Origin of the sequence: Rhodoblastus sp. (genome assembly GCF_041915505.1) — a bacterium.
Classification (GTDB): Bacteria; Pseudomonadota; Alphaproteobacteria; order Rhizobiales; family Beijerinckiaceae; genus Rhodoblastus.
Map to the genome: position 1 here is coordinate 1 of NZ_JAYSBG010000033.1, position 18,077 is coordinate 18,077.

General features: G+C 65.7%; 16 protein-coding genes. 10 read left to right on the forward strand and 6 right to left on the reverse strand.

Annotation, left to right across the window (positions count from 1 at the left end; all coding sequences use genetic code 11):
* Together ACE3S9_RS04105 and ACE3S9_RS04110 are read left to right on the forward strand one after the other, a co-directional pair.
* The coding region (locus tag ACE3S9_RS04105) for an FAD-dependent monooxygenase (RefSeq protein ID WP_374545160.1) at positions 1-930 on the forward strand (930 nt) is incomplete at its 5' end.
* An 80-nt stretch (positions 931-1,010) separates the two neighbouring features.
* Positions 1,011-1,934, forward strand: a complete 924-nt coding sequence (locus tag ACE3S9_RS04110; RefSeq protein WP_374545161.1) for a division plane positioning ATPase MipZ — start codon at positions 1,011-1,013, stop codon at positions 1,932-1,934.
* A 2-nt stretch (positions 1,935-1,936) separates the two neighbouring features.
* On the opposite strand, the gene ACE3S9_RS04115 is transcribed toward ACE3S9_RS04110, so the two are convergent.
* Genes ACE3S9_RS04115 through ACE3S9_RS04125 form a run of 3 tightly spaced genes read right to left on the reverse strand, consistent with a single transcriptional unit; the run spans position 1,937 to position 6,033 of the window.
* The gene (locus ACE3S9_RS04115) at positions 1,937-3,016 is read right to left on the reverse strand and encodes an FUSC family protein (RefSeq protein ID WP_374545162.1); all 1,080 of its coding nucleotides are present in this window, start codon (positions 3,014-3,016) and stop codon (positions 1,937-1,939) included.
* A 15-nt stretch (positions 3,017-3,031) separates the two neighbouring features.
* Positions 3,032-3,514 (reverse strand): glutathione peroxidase, encoded by a 483-nt coding sequence (locus ACE3S9_RS04120; protein WP_374545163.1) that lies wholly within the window; start codon positions 3,512-3,514, stop codon positions 3,032-3,034.
* 50 nt (positions 3,515-3,564) lie between these two features.
* Positions 3,565-6,033, reverse strand: a complete 2,469-nt coding sequence (locus ACE3S9_RS04125; protein ID WP_374545164.1) for a Wzz/FepE/Etk N-terminal domain-containing protein — start codon at positions 6,031-6,033, stop codon at positions 3,565-3,567.
* Between the two features lie 250 nt (positions 6,034-6,283).
* Between ACE3S9_RS04125 and ACE3S9_RS04130 the strand changes: the two genes are divergently transcribed.
* The 4 genes from ACE3S9_RS04130 to ACE3S9_RS04145 all read left to right on the forward strand — a co-directional run bounded on the left by ACE3S9_RS04130 (position 6,284) and on the right by ACE3S9_RS04145 (position 10,900).
* Complete coding sequence (locus tag ACE3S9_RS04130; RefSeq protein ID WP_374545165.1) at positions 6,284-6,841, forward strand: polysaccharide biosynthesis/export family protein; 558 nt, start codon at positions 6,284-6,286, stop codon at positions 6,839-6,841.
* Between the two features lie 184 nt (positions 6,842-7,025).
* Complete coding sequence (locus tag ACE3S9_RS04135; RefSeq protein ID WP_374545166.1) at positions 7,026-8,198, forward strand: glycosyltransferase family 4 protein; 1,173 nt, start codon at positions 7,026-7,028, stop codon at positions 8,196-8,198.
* Positions 8,195-9,445 carry an O-antigen ligase family protein gene (locus tag ACE3S9_RS04140; RefSeq protein ID WP_374545167.1) on the forward strand — a complete coding sequence of 417 codons (1,251 nt, stop codon included), beginning with the start codon at positions 8,195-8,197 and terminating at the stop codon, positions 9,443-9,445. Before ACE3S9_RS04135 ends, ACE3S9_RS04140 begins: the two co-directional genes overlap by 4 nt.
* An 81-nt stretch (positions 9,446-9,526) precedes the next feature.
* A complete protein-coding gene (locus ACE3S9_RS04145; RefSeq protein ID WP_374545168.1) occupies positions 9,527-10,900 on the forward strand; it encodes a hypothetical protein in 1,374 nt (457 codons plus the stop codon).
* Positions 10,901-10,906: 6 nt separating this feature from the next.
* Here the strand turns inward: ACE3S9_RS04145 and ACE3S9_RS04150 are convergent, their stop codons facing one another.
* Positions 10,907-12,190 carry a glycosyltransferase family 4 protein gene (locus ACE3S9_RS04150; protein ID WP_374545169.1) on the reverse strand — a complete coding sequence of 428 codons (1,284 nt, stop codon included), beginning with the start codon at positions 12,188-12,190 and terminating at the stop codon, positions 10,907-10,909.
* 57 nt (positions 12,191-12,247) lie between these two features.
* Here ACE3S9_RS04150 and ACE3S9_RS04155 point away from each other — a divergent pair, with 57 nt between their 5' ends.
* Genes ACE3S9_RS04155 through ACE3S9_RS04170 form a run of 4 tightly spaced genes read left to right on the forward strand, consistent with a single transcriptional unit; the run spans position 12,248 to position 16,577 of the window.
* Positions 12,248-12,631, forward strand: coding sequence for a DUF423 domain-containing protein (locus ACE3S9_RS04155; RefSeq protein ID WP_374545170.1), 384 nt, complete (start codon positions 12,248-12,250; stop codon positions 12,629-12,631).
* 43 nt (positions 12,632-12,674) lie between these two features.
* Entirely contained in the window at positions 12,675-13,817 is a 1,143-nt protein-coding gene (locus ACE3S9_RS04160; RefSeq protein WP_374545171.1) for a glycosyltransferase family 4 protein, read from the forward strand.
* 48 nt (positions 13,818-13,865) lie between these two features.
* Positions 13,866-15,671 (forward strand): AsmA-like C-terminal region-containing protein, encoded by a 1,806-nt coding sequence (locus ACE3S9_RS04165; protein WP_374545172.1) that lies wholly within the window; start codon positions 13,866-13,868, stop codon positions 15,669-15,671.
* 24 nt (positions 15,672-15,695) lie between these two features.
* Positions 15,696-16,577, forward strand: a complete 882-nt coding sequence (locus ACE3S9_RS04170; RefSeq protein WP_374545173.1) for a LysR substrate-binding domain-containing protein — start codon at positions 15,696-15,698, stop codon at positions 16,575-16,577.
* Between the two features lie 108 nt (positions 16,578-16,685).
* Here ACE3S9_RS04170 and ACE3S9_RS04175 read toward each other — a convergent pair whose 3' ends face one another.
* Together ACE3S9_RS04175 and ACE3S9_RS04180 are read right to left on the reverse strand one after the other, a co-directional pair.
* Positions 16,686-17,150 carry a cytochrome c gene (locus tag ACE3S9_RS04175; protein WP_374545174.1) on the reverse strand — a complete coding sequence of 155 codons (465 nt, stop codon included), beginning with the start codon at positions 17,148-17,150 and terminating at the stop codon, positions 16,686-16,688.
* Between the two features lie 87 nt (positions 17,151-17,237).
* Positions 17,238-18,077 (reverse strand): PQQ-binding-like beta-propeller repeat protein (locus tag ACE3S9_RS04180; protein ID WP_374545175.1); only part of this gene is annotated, 840 nt, incomplete at its 5' end.

An 18,077-nucleotide genomic window follows, 5' to 3' on the forward strand; every position in this document is an offset into this window, starting at 1 on the left:
GCCGACGCCGAGGCCCGCTGGGGCGCGCCCTATCTCGCCGTCCACCGCGCCGACCTGCTCGCAGCTCTGGTGGAGCGCGCGCACGCCGAGCCCTTGATCGAAATCAGCAACGATTCGACGCTCACCGGCTTCATCCAGGATGAAAAGGGCGTCGCAGTGACCTATCGCTTCGACGGCGAGTTCCGCCGCGCCTCCGGCGCAGCTCTAGTGGCGGCCGATGGCGTGCGCTCGCTGGTGCGTACGCGCCTGATCGGCGGCGATTCCGACAAGCCGGCTTTCACCGGCCACACCGCCTGGCGGGCGCTGCTGCCGGCGGCCGGCCTGCCCGATTTCCTGCGCCGGCGCGTCGCCAATCTCTGGTTCGGCGAGCGCGCGCATCTGGTGCATTATCCGCTGCGCGGCGGCGAGATCGTCAATGTGGTGGCGCTGGTCGAGGACGCTTGGCGCGGCGACGGCGAAGGCGCCGAGCCCGATTTCTGGGACAATGCCGGCGACAGCAAATTCCTGCTGAACCGGTTCAAGAGCTGGCGCCAGGAGGCCCGCGACCTGATCGCCGCCGGCGAAAGCTGGATGCGCTGGCCCTTGTTCGACCGTCCGCCGCTCGACGCCTGGTCGCGCGGGCGGGTGGCGCTGCTCGGCGACGCCGCCCATCCGATGCTGCCCTATCTGGCGCAGGGCGCCGCGCAGGCGATCGAGGACGCCGCCGCCCTCGCCCGCGCCGTCGCCGAGGATCCGGAGAACCCCACATCCGCGCTGGAGCGTTATTCCGCCCAGCGCGTCGCCCGCGCCCGCCGCGTCCAGGAAGCCGCGCGCGCCCAGGGCGAAATCTACCATCTGTCCGGCTTCAAGGCCTTCGCGCGCGATCTCGTGCTGCGCGTCGCCGGACCGGGACGCCTGCGCGCCCGCCAGAACTGGATCTACGAGGCGTGAACAACGGCTCTCCCCGGCTTGCCCGCGAGAGCCGTTCGGTTTAAGGACCAACGCCCGAAGCCGCAATGCGCGAGAGCCAGATGACCCATGACGCTGTCGAAGCGCCTGAGCTGCGCGCCGCCCATGTGATCGTCGTCGCCAATGAAAAAGGCGGCTCGGGCAAGTCCACCATGTCGATTCATCTGTCCGTGGCGCTGCTCAAGGCCGGTTTTCGCGTCGCGACGGTCGATCTCGACACCCGCCAACGTACTTTGACGCGCTTTTTCGAGAATCGCGCCTCCTGGGCGAAGACGGCGCCCTGGAAGGTCGAACTGCCGCGCCATTTCGCGCCGGATCGCGGCGAATCGGGCAGCGCGGCGGAAAACGAATCGACCGAATTCGCCACTTTCGCCGAGGCCATCGGCGAGGTGGAGCACGATTACGAATTCGTGGTGATCGACACGCCGGCGAGCGATTCCTATCTGATGCGTCTCGCCCATTCGCTGGCGGACACGCTGATTTCGCCGATGAACGACAGTTTCATCGACATGGACGTGCTGTCGCGCGTGCATCACGACCGCAGCCAGCGCGGCCTGATCTCGCAATACGCCGAAATCGTGATCGAGGCGCGGCGCAAGCGCCGATTGGTCGACAATGGCCTGATCGACTGGGTGCTGGTGCGCAATCGCATCGCCACGCTTCAGACCAATAACGCCCGCCAGGTCGAAAACGCCTTGCGCAAGCTCGCCGTGGAGCTTCAATTCCGGGTCGCCGAGGGCCTGCACGACCGCGTGATCTTCCGAGAATTGTTCCCGCTCGGCCTGACCGCGCTCGACGCCATCGAGGACGCCAACCACCACCTGACCCCGTCGCAGCAATCGGCGCGCCGCGAAATCGCGACGCTGGTCGGCGACCTGCAACTGCCGACGCGGGCCGAAGGCGGCGATTATCTCGAATCGCGCCACATCTGGTTCGAGGCCATTTCCAATTATTATCGCGAACTGACCGCCAAGAAGGGCGACTGACGTTACACGCCGCCGAGTTCGTCCGCGCCGCGGCTCTGGTCGCCCAGCCTTTTGTCGATTCCGAGCAGCCGCCACGCTGCCAGCACCGGCTCCAGCACGGCCATGCCGATAAAAATGCTCAGCAGCCGCGCCAGTCCGGGCTCGATCGTCGCGGCGGAATAATCATCGGGAACCAAGGTGACCAGAACGGCCAGCGTGAATTGCGTGCCGACATAGCGATGCGCCAAAGCCCCGTTCTCCATCGCACGGCCGACAGCGACGCCGATCACGACGCCGAGGATCATCGCGGGCGCATGGCCGCGCGCGACGAACAGGAAGAAAGCGCCCAGCAACGCGCCGGCCCCGGCGCCAAGGAACCGCTGCCAGATCCGCCGCCGCACCGAAATCAGTCCATTCGCGCCCACCGCCGAGACCGGGACGAACATCACGGCTATGACGGTGACGGCGCCCTGCGCCAAGGCCGGCGCCGCATAAAACGACGACAGAACCGCAAGGCCGGCCATGGCGACGCCGCACTGCGCGGCATGGCTGAAGGCTTCCGCGCGCCAGCCGAGCGCTTGGGCGGCGGGCGTGCGGGCCGCCGGCCAATAGCGGCGCAGGGTCAAAGTCGACAGCAGGCTGACAACCACGCAGGCGATGGTGCCGGCGGTGGTTTCCAGAAAGCGCGCCTCGACGAAGGCGATCAGGCTTTCGGCCGGATGTTCGACCTTGTCGAACACCACCATCGCAAAGGTCAGGCCAAAGAACAGCCAGGCATAGCCGTGCCGCGCGGTGAGCGCGCCATAGAGGCCGGCGCAGGAGACGGCGGCGAGCACCACCGCCTGCAGCCAGAGCTGGGGCGCGATAACGGGAAAGGCGGCGAGCGCCAGCAGGCCGCCGACGAGCGTCCCGATAATGCGCAGGGCGCCGCGCTGGAGCGTTTCCAGCGCATGGCCGCGCATGACCATATAGCCCGAGAACGCCGCCCAGGACACGTTGGGTGCATTCAGCAGATGCGCGACGCCGATCGCCAGCAGCACCGAGACCACGCATTCGACGATATCGACGATCCGCGCGTCAATCCGCCACGAAAGCCGACCCAAGGTCCGGCTCCGGCGTCAGGCCAAAGCCTGTTCGATATCGGCGGCTATATCCTCAGGCTTGTCGTTGGGCGCATAGCGCTTCACCACGGCGCCGTCGCGCCCGACCAGAAATTTGGTGAAATTCCACTTGATCGCCTCGGTGCCGAGCAGGCCCGGCGCGGCTTTCTTGAGATGGCGATAGAGCGGATGCGCATTGGCGCCATTGACCTCGATCTTGGCGAACATCGGAAAGGTGACGCCGTAATTCAGCGTGCAGAAATTCTGGATTTCGGCCTCGTCGCCCGGCTCCTGATGGCCGAACTGGTCGCAGGGAAAGCCCAGCACGTCGAAGCCGCGCGCCGAAAAGCGTTTTTCCAGCGCCTCCAGCCCGGTATATTGCGGAGTGAAGCCGCATTTGCTCGCGACATTGACGATCAGCAGCACCTTGCCGGCGTAATCCGCCAAAGTGCGCGCCTCCCCGTCAATCGAACGGATTTCGATTTCGCCGAATTCGGTCATCACGCAATCTCCTGACGGCGCCGTCGGAACGGGCGCCGCGCCCGATCGGATCATGCCGCCATTTCGGCGATTTCGCCAAGGGAATCGACGCCGGCGAGCACGATGGCCCGCGCGCCGGCGGCGGCGAAATCATCATGGAGAAAATCGCGCGCCCGGCTGTTTTCGGCGAAAATCACGGTGAGATCGGCGTCGCCGGCGATCACCGCGGCTTCCGGGCTTTCGCCCGAGGCGACCAGCACGAAATCATAGGTGGATTGCAGGGCGTCAAGGATCAGGTCGAGGTCGCTGGAATCGTCAACCAGCCGGCCGCCCGACTGGATGATATGCAGGCGCGAGGCGCCATCGCGATAGATCGCTTCGGCGAAGGAGGTCTCGCCGAGCAGCAATTGCGCCAGCCCCGCCTGCGGCTCGTCGAAGGCGTCGCGCCCGTCGGCGCGGTCGAGCGCGGCGGACAGAGCGGCGTCGGAGGGGTCGATCTGGACCAATATGGCGCGGCCTTCCCGCGCCATGGCGCGGGCCAAAGTCAGGCTGGCGCAGGCGGCGGTCGATTCGGAATCGCTGACGACCAAGACCTTGGCGCCGCCGCCGGCCGCCAATCCCGCCGCCGCGATGCGGCCGACGAGCGCCTGCGACGCGACGCGCGACGCCGCGCGCGCGGGACTGCCGCCCAGGGGTGCGGCGTCGGCCGGCCTGGCGTCCGGGAAATCAGGGGCGCGCGCGGATTCCGGTTTCGGAGCGGCGCGCAGCGCGACCGGCGCGGTGGGTTCGGAACGGACGGCCTCGACGGGCTCATTCGCGCCCTTGCTGGCCGGCGCCTCGGGTTCCGCCTCGGGCGCGAGCGGAATGGCGGGGGCGGCGAATTCCGCCACCGAGCGCTTCAGGCGCCCGAACATGCCTTCGTCCTTCACCGCGCCGACATCAGTCTCGCCATGCGCGTCGGATAGGGCCTTGCGGAGTTCCGCGAAGGAGAGCGACTGATCCGCCGCGGCGGAAAGGCTCGATGCGCCGCTCTGTCGCGCGGGCTTGGACACAGGCGCGGCTTTGTGCGCGGGCGCGGCTTTGTGCGCGGGCGCGGCTTGGGACTCCGGCGCGGCCTCGGCGGCAAGGCGGGCGCGCTCGCCCGTCATTTCCCGCGCGAGGACGAAAACCGTCGAGAAGAACAAACCGGCCAGAGCGCCGAAAACCGTTATCGGAACAGTCTTGGGGAAAACTGGCTGGCTCGGCGCCAAAGCGCGCGAGATGATCCGCGCGTCCGGCGGCGCCGAATCGGCGACGTCGCGCGCCACGGCCGCCTGATATTTGGCCGCCAGACTGGCGAGCTGGTCCTTCAGGATCTTCTCGTCGCGTTGCAGCTCGCGCAATTGCGCGGCGTCGGCGTTGGAGGCGCCGACCGCGCTCTTCTGCTCGTCGAGCAGCGCGCTGAGATTGGCGACGCGCGCGCCCGCAACCTGCGCGTCATTGTCGAGGCCGCGCGCGGCCTTCTCGACCGCCGCGCGCAATTGCGTCTCCAGATCGGATAGCTGCGCCTCAAGCTCCTTGATGCGCGGATGCGCCGGCAGCAGCGTGCGCGATTCCACCGCGAGCTGCGAGCGGACGGCCACCCGCTGCTCGGCGATGCGCCGCACCAGATCATTGCTCGACACGTCGGGCGCGTCGGCGAGGCGGCCCTGTTTCAACAGGCCGCGCAGGCTGCGGGCCTTGGCCTCCGCATCGGATTGCTGCGCCCGCGCCTCGGCGAGCCGAGTCGCGATCTCGCCGAGCTGCTGCGTCGGCACCGAGGCGTTTTCGGCGTTTTCATACAGGCCGGTGCGGGCGCGAAACGTCTCGACCTTGGCGTCGGCTTCCGCCACCCGCGTCTCCAGCGAGACGATCAGCGGCTTCAGGGCCTGGGCGGCCTGATGAGCGTCTTCGCGCTTCGCCTGGGATTTCAGGTCGACGAACAGATCGGCGACGACATTGGCGGCGCGCGCCGCGAGATCGGGATCGCGCGAGGTGAATTCAATCTGGATCACGCGGGTTTTCGACGGTGACATCACCGTGAGATGGTCGATGAAATTATTGATCAGCCGATCGTCCGGGGAAGCGTCCGGCCGGCTTCGTCCCAGCCCGAACAGCGACAGCGGCCGCTTCAACGTGGCGAGGAAGGAGGCGTCGGGATCGAATTCGGAATTGCCCGTCAGGCCGAGCTTCTGGATCGCCTTGCGCGCCAGATCGCGCGACGTCAAAAGCTGGATCTGGCTGTTGATCGCCTCGGTGTCGAGCGACGGCGTCGCGTCCGGCTCGCGCGTCCCCTCCGGCGCCGCGCTGGTGAAATAACTCTCCTGATTCTCGATCAGGATGCGCGCCTCCGCCAGGTAGCGCGGCGTGGAGAACAGGCAGAACATGAACGCGGCGGCCGCCGCGCCGAGAGTGGCGCGCGCGATCAGGCCGCGATGGCGCCCGAGCGCGCCGATCAAGCCGTTGAGGTCGACCTCCTCGCGGCCTTCGGCCGTATCGAAATCGAATCGTCGCGCGCTCATTGAAGACTCCATTAACCATGGGAAATCTAGGGTCGCCATGGTTGAAACGGGGTTAACCCTTTCCTCCGCATTTGAGCTATCCGGCCAAAACGCGTTAGCCATAATAAATTTCGTCATTATTTCAAATGTTTGAAGATTCGCCCGGCGCGGCCCAATCCTCGCCAAATCGTTAAGGGCAAAGCTTTGTTAACCATGAAAGGTTAGCTTTCGGCATGGCCGCGGCGACGCGGCGTCGATCCGGGTCGTTCCCATGCGCCGAACGTTGTTGTTTGTCTGTATCGCCTTGTCGGGCGCGCTGCAGGGCTGCGCCGACCGCCGCATGCCGGCGGATTTCCAGGCCTATGCGGACGCGCCCTATTCGCTCGGCCCCGGCGACCGCCTGCGCGTGATCGTGTTCGGCCAGGATTCGCTTTCCAATTCATTCGCCGTCGACAGTTCCGGCCATATCGCCATGCCGCTGATCGGCGCCGTGCCGGCCTCGGGTCGCACGCCCGCGCAGCTCGCGCGCGAAATCGAGGCGCGGCTGCGCGCCGGCTATGTCCGCGAGCCGCGCGTTTCGGTCGAGGTCGAGGCCTATCGCCCCTTCTTCATCCTCGGCGAGGTGACCACCTCTGGCCAATATCCCTTCGTCAACGGCATGAGTGTAGAAACCGCCGTGGCGATCGCGGGCGGTTATACGCCGCGCGCGCGCAGGGATTCGGCCCAGATCACCCGCACCCAGGACGGCCGCACCATCACCGCTGAGGCTCCGGTGACCATGCCGGTCCGCCCCGGCGATACCGTCTATATCCAGGAGCGCTTCTTCTGACCGAACGGGAACGAGAAAATGACCTGATTTGATTTCGTTATTTATTTCAGTTCGTTGTCCCATAAAATTCATTTCCTGCGTCATGGCCAATCCGGCGCTCGCGCAAAAAGGCGCCAAAGGCCCGCAGGGCTCGGTTTTTTAACATTCGTCGCGTACAAAAGCGCGATTGTGGACATGAAGCCTCATGGATCGTAGCCAGGAAAGCCTCCGCATCCTGCATGTGCTGAGGGCGCCGGTCGGCGGCCTGTTTCGCCATGTGCTGGATCTCGCCCGGGCGCAGGCGGCGCGGGGCCATGTGGTCGGCCTGCTCGCGGATTCCTCGACCGGCGGCGAGCCAGCGCGGCGCCAGTTCGACCGCATCGAACCCGTGCTGCGGCTTGGCGTAACGCGCTTTGCGATGAAGCGCGAGCCCCATCCCAGCGATCTCGCCGCGATCTGGCGGGTTCGCGGCGAAATCGCCCGGCTGGCGCCGGACGTCGTCCACGGCCACGGCTCCAAGGGCGGCTTTTACGCGCGCGCCTCCGGCTTCCCGCCGGGCGCGGTCAAGCCGTTGCGGGTCTATACGCCGCATGGCGGCAGCCTTCACGAGCGCCCCGGCAGCCCGATCTTTCTCGCCGTCGAGCGTCTGGTCGCGCGCCGCACCGATCTCCTGCTGTTCGAAAGCGATTATATCGCCCGAAAATATCTCGACGTTGTCGGCGCGGGCGACGCTTTGTGGCGGGTCGCCAAGAACGGGCTGCGGCCAGAGGAGTTCGCGCCGGTCGCAACCGGGCCCGACGCCGCGGAATTCCTCTATGTCGGCGAGCTTTCGAGCTTCAAGGGCGTCGACACGCTGATCGAAGCGCTCGCCTTGCTCCATGCCGGCGGGGGCGCGGCGCCGCGTCTTGTCGTGGTCGGGGCGGGCTGCGAATATGACAAGCTCGCGGCGCTGGTCGAACGGCGCGGCCTCAACCGCCATGTCGCCTTTTACGGCGCCCTGCCCGCGCGGGAGGCCTTCGCCCTCGGCGGGATTCTGGTCGCGCCGAGCCGCGCCGAATCCCTGCCCTATATCGTGCTGGAGGCCATCGCGGCGGACAAGACCGTGATCGCGACCGATGTCGGCGGCGTCGGCGAGATTTTCGGACCCCTGCGCGACAAGCTGATTCCCCGCGACGATCCGCAGGCGCTGGCGCGCGCCATGGCCGGCGCCCTGCGCCGCGACCCGACCGAGGCGGCGGAAGAACGCGCCGCGCTGTCGCGCCATGTCGCCAGCCATTTCAGCGTGGACGCCATGACCGACGCGGTCCTCGCCGCCTATGCCCAGGCGCTCGCCCGGCGCGGCGGCGCCAGGCCCCAGACGCTGGAGGCCGCATCGTGACCGAGGCGGTTTTCACGGCGGCGGCGCCCCGTCGGAAGTGGCGCGGCGTTTTCGATTACCAGACGCTGGTCGATTTTTTCTTCTGGTTCACCATCGCCATCGGTTCGATCGTGGCGGTTGAGCCCTCGCCCTATGATTTCCTCATCCTGATCACCATCGGTTTGTGGGCCTTCGGCGGCTTCTCCGTCCACAAGGCGCTGCTGCCCTTCATCGTCCTGCTTTCGCTGTGGGTGCTGGGCGGCTTCATTTCGCTGACGGCCTATTGGCATGAAGAAGACCCCGTCAGCTTCATGTTCCACACCCTGTTTATCGCCTCGACCGGCCTTTTCTTCGCTCTGTTCACGGCGCAGCGCACCACCCGCCGGCTCGACCTGCTGCTCAACGGCTATGCCGTCTCCTGCGTTATCGCCGCGACCATCGCCACTCTGGCCTGGTTCGGACTGTTCGGCGACGGCGAGGAATGGGTGAAGGACGGCCGCGCCATGGCGCCGTTCAAAGACCCCAATGTGATGGGCACCTATCTCGTCACCGGCGTGCTCTATCTGGTGCAGCGCCTGCTGCTGGGCGATGCGCGCCGCCTCTGGCTCGTCCTGCCTAGCCTCGCGATCATCGTCACCGCTCTGTTCCTGACCTTTTCGCGCGGTTCGTGGGGCGCGGCGGTGGTTTCGACCCTGCTGGTCGCTGCTTTCCTCATCAAGACCGCCGACAGCAAGGCCATGCGCCTTCGTGTCATGGCCGGACTCGTCGGGGTCTTCGCCATTGTTTCTGTCGCGCTGATGTCGGCGCTGACGGTGGAGAGCCTGCGCGACTTTTTCTTCCTGCGCGCCTCGGTCACCCAGGATTACGACGAGGGGCCGAACGGACGCTTCGGCAATCAAATCCGCTCGCTGCCGATGCTGATCGACCGGCCCAACGGTTTCGGCCCCTTGCGCTTTCGCCTGACCTTCGGCCTGGAGCCGCATAATTCCTATATCAACGCCTTCGCCTCCAACGGCTGGCTGGGCGGCTTCAGCTTCATCGCCCTAACCCTTGCAACCTGGTTCGTCGGCTTCCGGCAATGCCTTACGCGCCACCCCTGGATGCGTCAGTCGCAGGTCCTGTTCTCCGCCACTTTCGTCTTCCTTCTACAGGGCTTCCAGATCGACATCGACCACTGGCGCATGTTCTACCTTTCGCTCGGCGCGGTGTGGGGCATTGAGGCGGCGCGGCGGCGCTGGCTGGCGCAGCGCGAACATTCGGAAAGTTAAGCCTAAAATCCGTTTCTTCATCGGCGTCGGGCGGTTCGTGAGAAGATGCCTCCAGCGAATTGACAAGCGCCGGATCGTTCCATGACCAGCACATCGGCCTCCCCCGGCGCCTCGGACGCCCATTTTGGCGCGCGCGCGCAGCATCTCGCCCTGTTCTCCGCCTCCATTCTGTTCCCCGTCGCCGCCCTCGCGCTGCTGGCCGTCGCTGTCGTCAACTTTCCCTATGCGGCCCTGCAGGATTTTCCGGAATGGATCTATCAGGGCTATGTCTTCAACAAACTGGCGGTAGGCGGCTCATCGCCGCTGTTCGACCTGAAACATTACCCCGTCCCCTATTCCCTGCTGCAATGGCTGGTCAGCGCCGTGCTGCTCGTTGTCCCGCCCATGGCGGCGAGCAAGGCGATTGTCGCGCTCTATGGCCTCGTCTCGATTGTCGTCGTGCGCAAGGTGCTGGACCGTAACCGCATCGCGCCTTCCATCGGCTGGCCGATCCTCCTCAGCGTCGCAATCCTGAACGCGCCGTTCTGGAACGGCTTCATGGGCTATCAAAGCGGCGTACTTGTTGTGCTGTTCTTCCTCACTCTGCCGCGCGAGCAGCGCAGCGACTGGCGCTTCGTGCTGCCTTTCTCGCTGCTGGCCTTTTTCGCGCATGGCTGGGGCTTTGTCGCCTTGCTCGCCTTCATCGGCGCCTACGCCCTCTATGACCGGCGCATCTGGTCCTGCGGCGCGGCGCTGCTGCCCTCGCTCGCTTTGCTGGCGGTTTATGAGAAGCACAACACAATCGGCAAGATGTGGGCGGTGTTCGACCTCAGCGACGTCAATCCGATCGTCTACAAAATCTACACGCTGCTCAAGCTGGCGCCCTATCACAATCCGGTCGCGTTCGACTTCAACGCCGCCGCGCATTTCGGCTGGCCCTTTGTCGGAATGGGGCTGGCGCTGGACGCAGCCTTCCTGCTCGCCGCCTTGACGCTCGCCGTGATCGCGGTTCGCCGTCTCGGCTGGCGCGCGATCCTGTTTCGTCCCGAAATGCTGGCCGGGGCCGGCCTGCTCATCCTCGCGCTCGCGCTGCCGCCGACTATGGCCGACTGGGGCAATCCCGGCGAGCGGCTGATGATTCCCGCCATGATCGCCTTGACTTTGGCCTTATTCAGCGGGTTTGACGCGCCACCCTCCGCCGAGCGCGCTGTTCTCGGCGCGGCGCTGCTCGGCGGCGTAGCGCTTCTCGCTGTCGGACTGGTCGCCGCCGGCCGCGCCTATGACAATGATCCGTTACAAAATGTCGTCGCGCCGGAGGGCGCCGCCGCGACAGGCGCCAAAGCCAACTGGTTCGGCCATCGGCTCACGCAATTCGACGCCAAGATGAAACATGCGGAATCCGCGTGGCGCGCCGACGCCATGCCGAGCCTGCCGCTCGATTTCGAGACCGGACTGCTGGTTGCGAAAAAGCCCTGACGCCGGTCAGGGCGCCGGCAGACGTCGCTCCGGCTCGACCGCTTGTGTCGCCGGCTTGCGCGAAAGCACTTCCGAATAGACGGCGCCCAGCCGCTCGACATGCCGCGCCAGAGTCGGCGGATCAGCCCAGAACTGGTCGTAACAGGCGTTGGACATGGCGGCGACCAGGGCGTCGTCCTTGGCCTTGATGAGCGCCTCGGCCAGGGATTCTGCGTCGGCGCTGCGGAACCACAGGCCGCTGACGCCGTCCTCGACCTCCTCGCGGCCGGCGCAGCCGTCGGAAACGATGATCGGCGTGGCCATGGCCTTGGCCTCCAGCACCGTCAAAGGCTGGCCCTCGAACCACAGCGAGGGAAACACCAGCGCCCGCGCCCGGCGCATCAGCAGCTTGACCTCGCCGGCCGATTTCCAGCCCAGCAAACGCGCTTCCGGGTAACGCGCGCGCAATTCGGCGGCGGCGGGGCCATCGCCCGCGAAGACCGGCGCGACTCCCGCCCGGCGCGCGGCCTCCGCGTACAAAAACAGGCCCTTTTCCGGCGACAGCCGGCCGACGAACAGGAAATCGCCCGTCGCGGGCTCCGTCTTGCGGCCGAGATCGAGGCAATCGATCGGATTGGAAACGGCATGGACGCGGGCGCCCGAGGGCAAGCGCCCCGCCGCGACGCGCTCCTGAAAGCGCGAGATCAGGATGAAATCGTCGAACACCTCCGGCAGGCGGGCGACGCGCTCCATCACGCTCTGGCGCAGGCAGCGCCAGACCTTGCGGGTATAATTGCGCGAATCGCAATTGCTCGCCCAACAGGCCGCCGACATCGGCTCCAACGTGCAGACATGGTTGCGCGGATAATTGTAGAAACCGCCATTGGGGCAGAACATGAAATATTCATGCAGCGTATAGACCGCCGGCAGGCCGGAACGCCGGAGCGGCCGGGCGATGGAGGCGGATAAAGCCTTGGCCCAGCCATGCACATGGACGATGGTGTTTTCACGCGGCAGGCCGTCGAGCAGACGCCCCAACTCCTGCTCTGCGCGGAAATTCCAGATCCCCTGCACGGCCGCCTGGGCCTTGGAGGCGGCGCCGAGCAGATCCGTCTGGTCGAGGCAGACGACCTCGACGCCCGCCGTGGCGAGACGCGGATCGACCGGCGCGGCGGCGGCGAAGACGATCGGGCGATGGCCGGCGCGTTTCAGCCCGATCGCGCTGTCCAGCGCCACCTTGGCCTGTCCGCCGGTGACTGAGGCGTGATCGACCGCGATGACGATATTGATGCCGGAACCGGTTTCGCTCATGAATGCTCCATCAGAGCGCGGATGATCGCAGGAAAGTTTTTTCGGAAGGCTAACAACATGGGCAGGATAATCGCCGTCCTTGATGCTTGCGCGGGCCTGTTCGGGGCTTGCGGCGTGGCGGCGGCCGCTGGCGCCGCGCATGTCGCCGGCGGCGAACGCCTCAATTCCGTGGCGCTGATCCTGCTCGCCCATGCGGCGGCGCTGCTGGGGCTGACGTCGCGCACCCGCCTCGGCGAGCCCCGCGCCCGCTTCTGGCTCGCCGCCGCCGTCATCATCGCCGTGGGCGCGGCCTTGTTCTCGGCCGATGTGGCGCTCTTGACCCTGCGCGGCGCGCGACTGTTCCCGATGGCGGCTCCGACCGGCGGAACGCTGTTGATCCTTGGCTGGCTCGTCGCCTTTGTCGCGGGAATTTCAATGATTTCCCGCGCTACCCTTCCTTAACGGCGACGGACTATCGTCCCTTCCGCCTCTAAGCGGATCGGGAATGAAAGTCGCAATCGTCCATGAATGGCTGGTGACCCGTGCGGGCTCCGAAAAGGTCGTCGAGGAAATCCTCGCCCTTTACCCGGAGGCCGATCTGTTCACCCTGATCTGCGCCTTGCCGCCGGGACAGGACGACATGATCCGCGGCCGCAAGGTGACGACCTCCTTCCTGCAGAACCTGTGGGGCGCGCGCACCCGCCATCGCCTGTTCATGCCGTTGATGCCGCTCGCCGTCGAGCAATTCGATCTTTCGGCTTACGATCTGGTGATTTCCTCCTCGCACGCCGTCGCCAAAGGCGTCATCACCGGGCCGAACCAGGTCCATCTGTCCTATATCCATTCGCCCATGCGCTATGCCTGGGACCTCCAGTACGTCTATCTCGCCGAATCCGGCCTGACGCGCGGCTTCCGCTCGGCTCTGGCGCGGCTGCTGCTGCATTATCTGCGCATCTGGGACCTGCGCACCGCCAATGGCCCCGAGCGCATGATCGCCAATTCCGCCTATATCGCCCGGCGCATCGCCAAGGTTTACCGGCGCGACGCGGATGTGGTGTTCCCGCCGGTCGATGTCGAGGCGATGCCGTTCTCGGCGCAACGCGAGGATTTCTACCTCGCCGCCTCGCGCATGACGCCTTACAAGCGCATGGCGCTGATCGTCAGCGCCTTCGCCCGCATGCCCGACAAGAAACTCGTCGTGGTCGGCGACGGCCCGGAACTGGCCTTGGTGCGGCGCATCGCGACCTCCAATATCGAAGTGCTCGGCTATCTCGAAGACGACGCCCTGCGCGACCGGATGCGGCGGGCGAAAGCCTTCGTCTTCGCGGCGGAGGAGGATTTCGGCATCCTGCCGGTCGAGGCCCAGGCCTGCGGCGCGCCGGTCATCGCCTTCGGCCGCGGCGGCGCGCTCGAAACCGTGGTCGGACCGGACAGCGACCGGCCGACCGGGCTGTTCTTCGACGCCCAGACCGAGGAGAGCCTTGTCGACGCCGTCCGGCGCTTCGAGGAAGATCCGGGCCGATTCACGCCCGAAAACTGCCGCGCCAACGCCCGGCGCTTCACTCGCGAGGCGTTCAGGGCCTCGTTCAAGGCGATCGCCGATGCGGAAATCGCCAAGGCCGGCCTGAAATCCGCCGCGAAGCAGTGAAATTGATTTGCTGTTTGCCGCGATGGCGCGGGCGTTTATCTTGCCGACATGACATTCAACATCAGATGGATCCTGGCCGCCGTCATCGCCGCTGTGGTGGCCCTGGCCGCCGCGCCGTGGACGGTTTCGCAAAGCGCGCAGATCGAAGCGATCGAACGGGCGATCAAATCCGCCTCCAATGTGCGGCTGGTCTCGCACGGGCGTTCGGTTTTCGCGATGCTGCCGCGGCCGCATATCCGCATCTATGACGTCAATCTCGATTTCGACGAGGGCGCCGCAACGGTCGCGGCCTCAAGCCTGCGCGTCGACCTCGGCCTGTCGGGCATTTTCACCGGCCGCCTCGACCTCGCCCGCGTCATTCTCGCCGACGCCGTCATCACGCTCGACGCCGCCCGCTCCCGTATCGACGCCCCTCTGGCGGCTGCGCCCGGACGCTGGCCGAAGCCGCCCGGCGAGGTCGAACTAACCAACAGCAAGGCGCTGCTGCGCCACGCCGCCGCCGAAAAGCCGGAGCTGATTGCCGATGCTTGCGACGCCCGGCTCGATTTCAGCCGCGCCAGCGCGCCGGTCTCGCTGATCGGGCATTGCGTGCTGCCCTTGCTCGGCGACGACCGGTCGCCGACCCGCTTTGCGCTATGGGCCGCAAAACCCGACGCCTTGCCGCGGGGCGAGGAAAGCTCGGTCAATCTGCGCGTCGAGGGCGAGGCCGTGCAGATCACGCTCAACGGCGCCGTCGCTCTGTCGCCCAAGCCCCGGTTTCACGGGCGCGTCGCGGGCGCAGCGCCATCCCTGCGCCAGGTCACGCAGTGGTTCGGCCTGACGCTTCCCCTGCCCGGCCATTACCGCGATGTCTCGTTCAAGGGCGACGCGACGCTGGAGCCCAATCTTTTGTCCCTCGCCCCGATCGCGGTGACGGTCGACGGCAATGCGCTCGACGGCGTGGCCTCGGTCCGGCTCGACGGACAAAGGCCGCTGATCGCGGCGACGCTCGCCGGCTCGGAGGTCAATCTCGGCCCGATGTTCGAGGACGTCCCCGCGCCGATCTCCGGCGGACAATGGAATCGCGACGAATTTCTGGCGTCCCGGCTCGGCGCGACCGATCTCGACCTGCGTCTTTCCGCCAGCCACGCCCGGCTTGGCGATTTTCAGGCCGAGAATGTCGCGGTCTCGGCCATTCTGAAAAACGGCCGGCTCGACCTGGCGCTGGCGGAGGCTTCGGCCTATTCGGGCCACGCCCACGCCCGCGCCATCATCGCCGAAGGCCCCGACGGCCTGGATGTGCGCGGCTCGGCCTCGGCCGAGAAGATCGACGTCGCGGCTTTGCTGTGGGACATCTTCCGGCGGCAGTCGCTCTCGGGGACCGGCCGCGTCAACGCCAGTTTCGAAACCCATGGCGATTCCTTCTACGATCTCGCTGGACGGCTCGACGCGCGCGGCAATTTCGCGGTCGAATCGGGTGAGATCTATGGCATCGATCTCGGGCTGGCCTTCCGCCGGCTCGAACGCCAGCCGCTGTCCGCCGGCGTCGAGTTGCGCTCGGGCCGCACCGCCTTCGACCAATTATCCGGCAAGTTCAACATCGTGCAGGGCCAGGCCGAAGTCGACGACGGCCTCGCCCGCGACGAGCGCGCCGAAGTCGCCTTTTCAGCGCGGGCGCAGATCGCGGAGCGCACGGTCGACCTGCACGCCGTCGCCACGCGCGCGGCGACGACGCCGGACGCCAAGCCGCTGCAGATCGGCTTCAGCCTGACCGGCGGTTGGGACGATGCGTCGCTGGCCCCCGATGCGCTCGGCCTGATCCGGCGCTCCAACGCCGCCGCGCCGCTGCTGCCCAAGGACTCGCCCCAGAATTAGCCAGCATTTCATCTAAGGCGGCCCATGTTCATCCGGCAGTTCGAATATCTCGACGCCCTCGCGCGCGAAAAACATTTCCGCCGCGCGGCGGAGCTGTGCAACGTCTCCCAGCCGACCCTGTCCTCCGCCCTCGCGCAATTGGAGGACGAATTGGGCGTGCTGCTAATCGAACGCGACCCGCGCTTTCAGGGGCTGACTCCGGAGGGCGAGATCGTGCTGTCGCGCGTGCGCCGGGTGCTGGTCGAGATCGAAATGATGCGCGCCGAAGTGGCGGAAGCGCGCGAGGGACTGTCGGGCAAGCTGCGGTTCGGGGTCATTCCGACCGCCTTGCCGCTGGCGGTCCATGTCACCGCGCCGTTCTGCGTCGCCTGCCCCGCTGTGACGCTCGAAGTCCTCTCGCTCACCTCAGCCGAAATTCTCGAACGGCTGGCCAATTTCGAGCTCGACGCCGGCATGACCTATCTCGACAACGAGCCCTTGCCGGGCGTACTCGCCAAGCCGATCTACGCCGAGACCTATTGCCTGCTGACCCGCGCCGACGGGCCGCTCGGCGGACGCGAGTCCATCGCCTGGGCGGAGGCGGCCGAACTGAAGCTCTGCCTGCTCACCAGCGACATGCAGAACCGCCGGATCATCGACGGCATTTTTCGTTCGGTCGGAACCTCGCCCAAACCGGCGATGGAGACCAATTCGATCTTCAATCTCTGCACCCACGCCGCCTTGCCGGGCGTCAACAGCATCGCCTCGACCCAGGTGCTGGAATTGTTCGGGCCGCCGCAGGGCGTCAAGGCGATCCGGCTGGTGGAGCCCGACGCGCGACGCATGGTCGGGCTGGTGGTCGCCGACCGCCAGCCGGCGCCCCCACTCGCGCGCAAGCTGATGCAGACGGCGACGCCGCTGCGCTAATCGTTCGATCACCGATCCAGTAAGGCAGTCTCCGCGCCGAAACGGGCGTCCGCGCCGCCGTCCGCGTCGTATTCCCTGTCTACGACTGGTAACGAGTTCAGGCCTCTATCATTGCTCGTCCTGATCGTCTTCCAGCTTCGCCTTGACCGCTTCGGCGCGAATATAGGTAATAATCGCCCAAATATCTTCGGGAGGGAGGCTTAAACCCCAAGCGCCCATTTGGGTTCCTTTTCGGCCAGCGTTAATGGTGTCGAACATAAAGGCGTCGGAATTTGCTCCGTCCGGCCCCCAAGCGCCGCGTATAATTTGTGGAGCTTTTCCGCCCTTTCCGTGACTGTTGTGACACTGTTGGCAGTTGCGACCAAACATTTCGCCACCACGCGCAATCACTTGATTGTCGTCGCGAGAATATGGGTTTCTAAGATAATCCTCTGGTGTTTCGGCGACGCCAGCCGAGGGACTTAGCACGAGGAAAACACTGGCAAGTGCGGCCAGATGCGCCCTGCCGACCAGAGTCCCAAGGCAACCTTTCCCGGCTGAAGATTTTGAAGCTTTGATCGCAGATTGCTTCATTACTCTGCTCTTGAATCTGTGACGCTGTTCGGCTTGCGCGGGAGGAGCCATGGGCGTTGGCGCATGGCTCCTTGATGACGGTCGGGATCAGTCGACAACTCCGAAAACCATCATGCCGCCGCCGCGCGATTGTTTCTTGAACAGCTCGTCGTAGACCAGCGGCCACAAGCTTCCTCCACCGGGCCCGTAGACAATGGCGACATATTGCTTTCCATCCACGGTGAAAGTCGTCGGATTGCCGTGAATGCCGGTCCCGACATTGAAGGTCCACAACGTCTCGCCGGTATTGTCCTTCAGAGCGTTGAAATTACCCTCGGCGTCTCCCGCGAATACCAGGCCTCCCGCTGTCGCCAGCAGGCCGCTCGTGGCGGGCGTGCTTTGGGGACGAGTCCACACCAATTCGCCGGTTGTCGCGTCGAAGGCCTTCACGCCGCCGCTATAGGGATGAGCGCGCAAAACCTTGGATGCGAGGTACCATTCTCCGGTCTTGAGCTGTTGCTTGCGCGCCTGAATATCCATCGAACTGTCGATGAAAGGCACGTAAACAAGCTTCGTCAAAGGACTATACGCTGCGGGGTGCCATTCCTTGCCGCCATCGAGGATCGGGGCGATATCGGTGGCCACTTTGTCATAAGAGGGAATCTTGTCGGGATTCGGAATCGGGCGGCAGTTCTCCCCGAAGCTCTTGACCCAATTGACCCTGGCGATCGGAACCACAAAGTTGCATTTGGCTGTCGCTCGGTCGATCGAATAAAGATGACCATTTCGATCGGCATGAATCCAAACCTTTCGATTCTTCGCATCGTCGATCAAAATGGCTTCGTTATTGCCGTCATAGTCCCACGCATTGTTTGGGGTATATTGGAAATAGGATTTGAGCTTGCCGGTATCCGGATCGAGCGCCAGAGTTGAATCGGCGTAAAGATT

Excerpts from the sequence above, each read along its gene's own strand:
- ACE3S9_RS04110 (WP_374545161.1), top strand. The coding sequence starts at position 1,011 with ATGACCCATGACGCTGTCGAAGCGCCTGAGCTGCGCGCCGCCCATGTG.
- ACE3S9_RS04120 (WP_374545163.1), bottom strand. The coding sequence starts at position 3,514 with ATGACCGAATTCGGCGAAATCGAAATCCGTTCGATTGACGGGGAGGCG.
- ACE3S9_RS04125 (WP_374545164.1), bottom strand. The coding sequence starts at position 6,033 with ATGAGCGCGCGACGATTCGATTTCGATACGGCCGAAGGCCGCGAGGAG.
- ACE3S9_RS04130 (WP_374545165.1), top strand. The coding sequence starts at position 6,284 with ATGCGCCGAACGTTGTTGTTTGTCTGTATCGCCTTGTCGGGCGCGCTG.
- ACE3S9_RS04135 (WP_374545166.1), top strand. The coding sequence starts at position 7,026 with ATGGATCGTAGCCAGGAAAGCCTCCGCATCCTGCATGTGCTGAGGGCG.
- ACE3S9_RS04145 (WP_374545168.1), top strand. The coding sequence starts at position 9,527 with ATGACCAGCACATCGGCCTCCCCCGGCGCCTCGGACGCCCATTTTGGC.
- ACE3S9_RS04150 (WP_374545169.1), bottom strand. The coding sequence starts at position 12,190 with ATGAGCGAAACCGGTTCCGGCATCAATATCGTCATCGCGGTCGATCAC.
- ACE3S9_RS04155 (WP_374545170.1), top strand. The coding sequence starts at position 12,248 with ATGGGCAGGATAATCGCCGTCCTTGATGCTTGCGCGGGCCTGTTCGGG.
- ACE3S9_RS04160 (WP_374545171.1), top strand. The coding sequence starts at position 12,675 with ATGAAAGTCGCAATCGTCCATGAATGGCTGGTGACCCGTGCGGGCTCC.
- ACE3S9_RS04165 (WP_374545172.1), top strand. The coding sequence starts at position 13,866 with ATGACATTCAACATCAGATGGATCCTGGCCGCCGTCATCGCCGCTGTG.
- ACE3S9_RS04170 (WP_374545173.1), top strand. The coding sequence starts at position 15,696 with ATGTTCATCCGGCAGTTCGAATATCTCGACGCCCTCGCGCGCGAAAAA.
- ACE3S9_RS04175 (WP_374545174.1), bottom strand. The coding sequence starts at position 17,150 with ATGAAGCAATCTGCGATCAAAGCTTCAAAATCTTCAGCCGGGAAAGGT.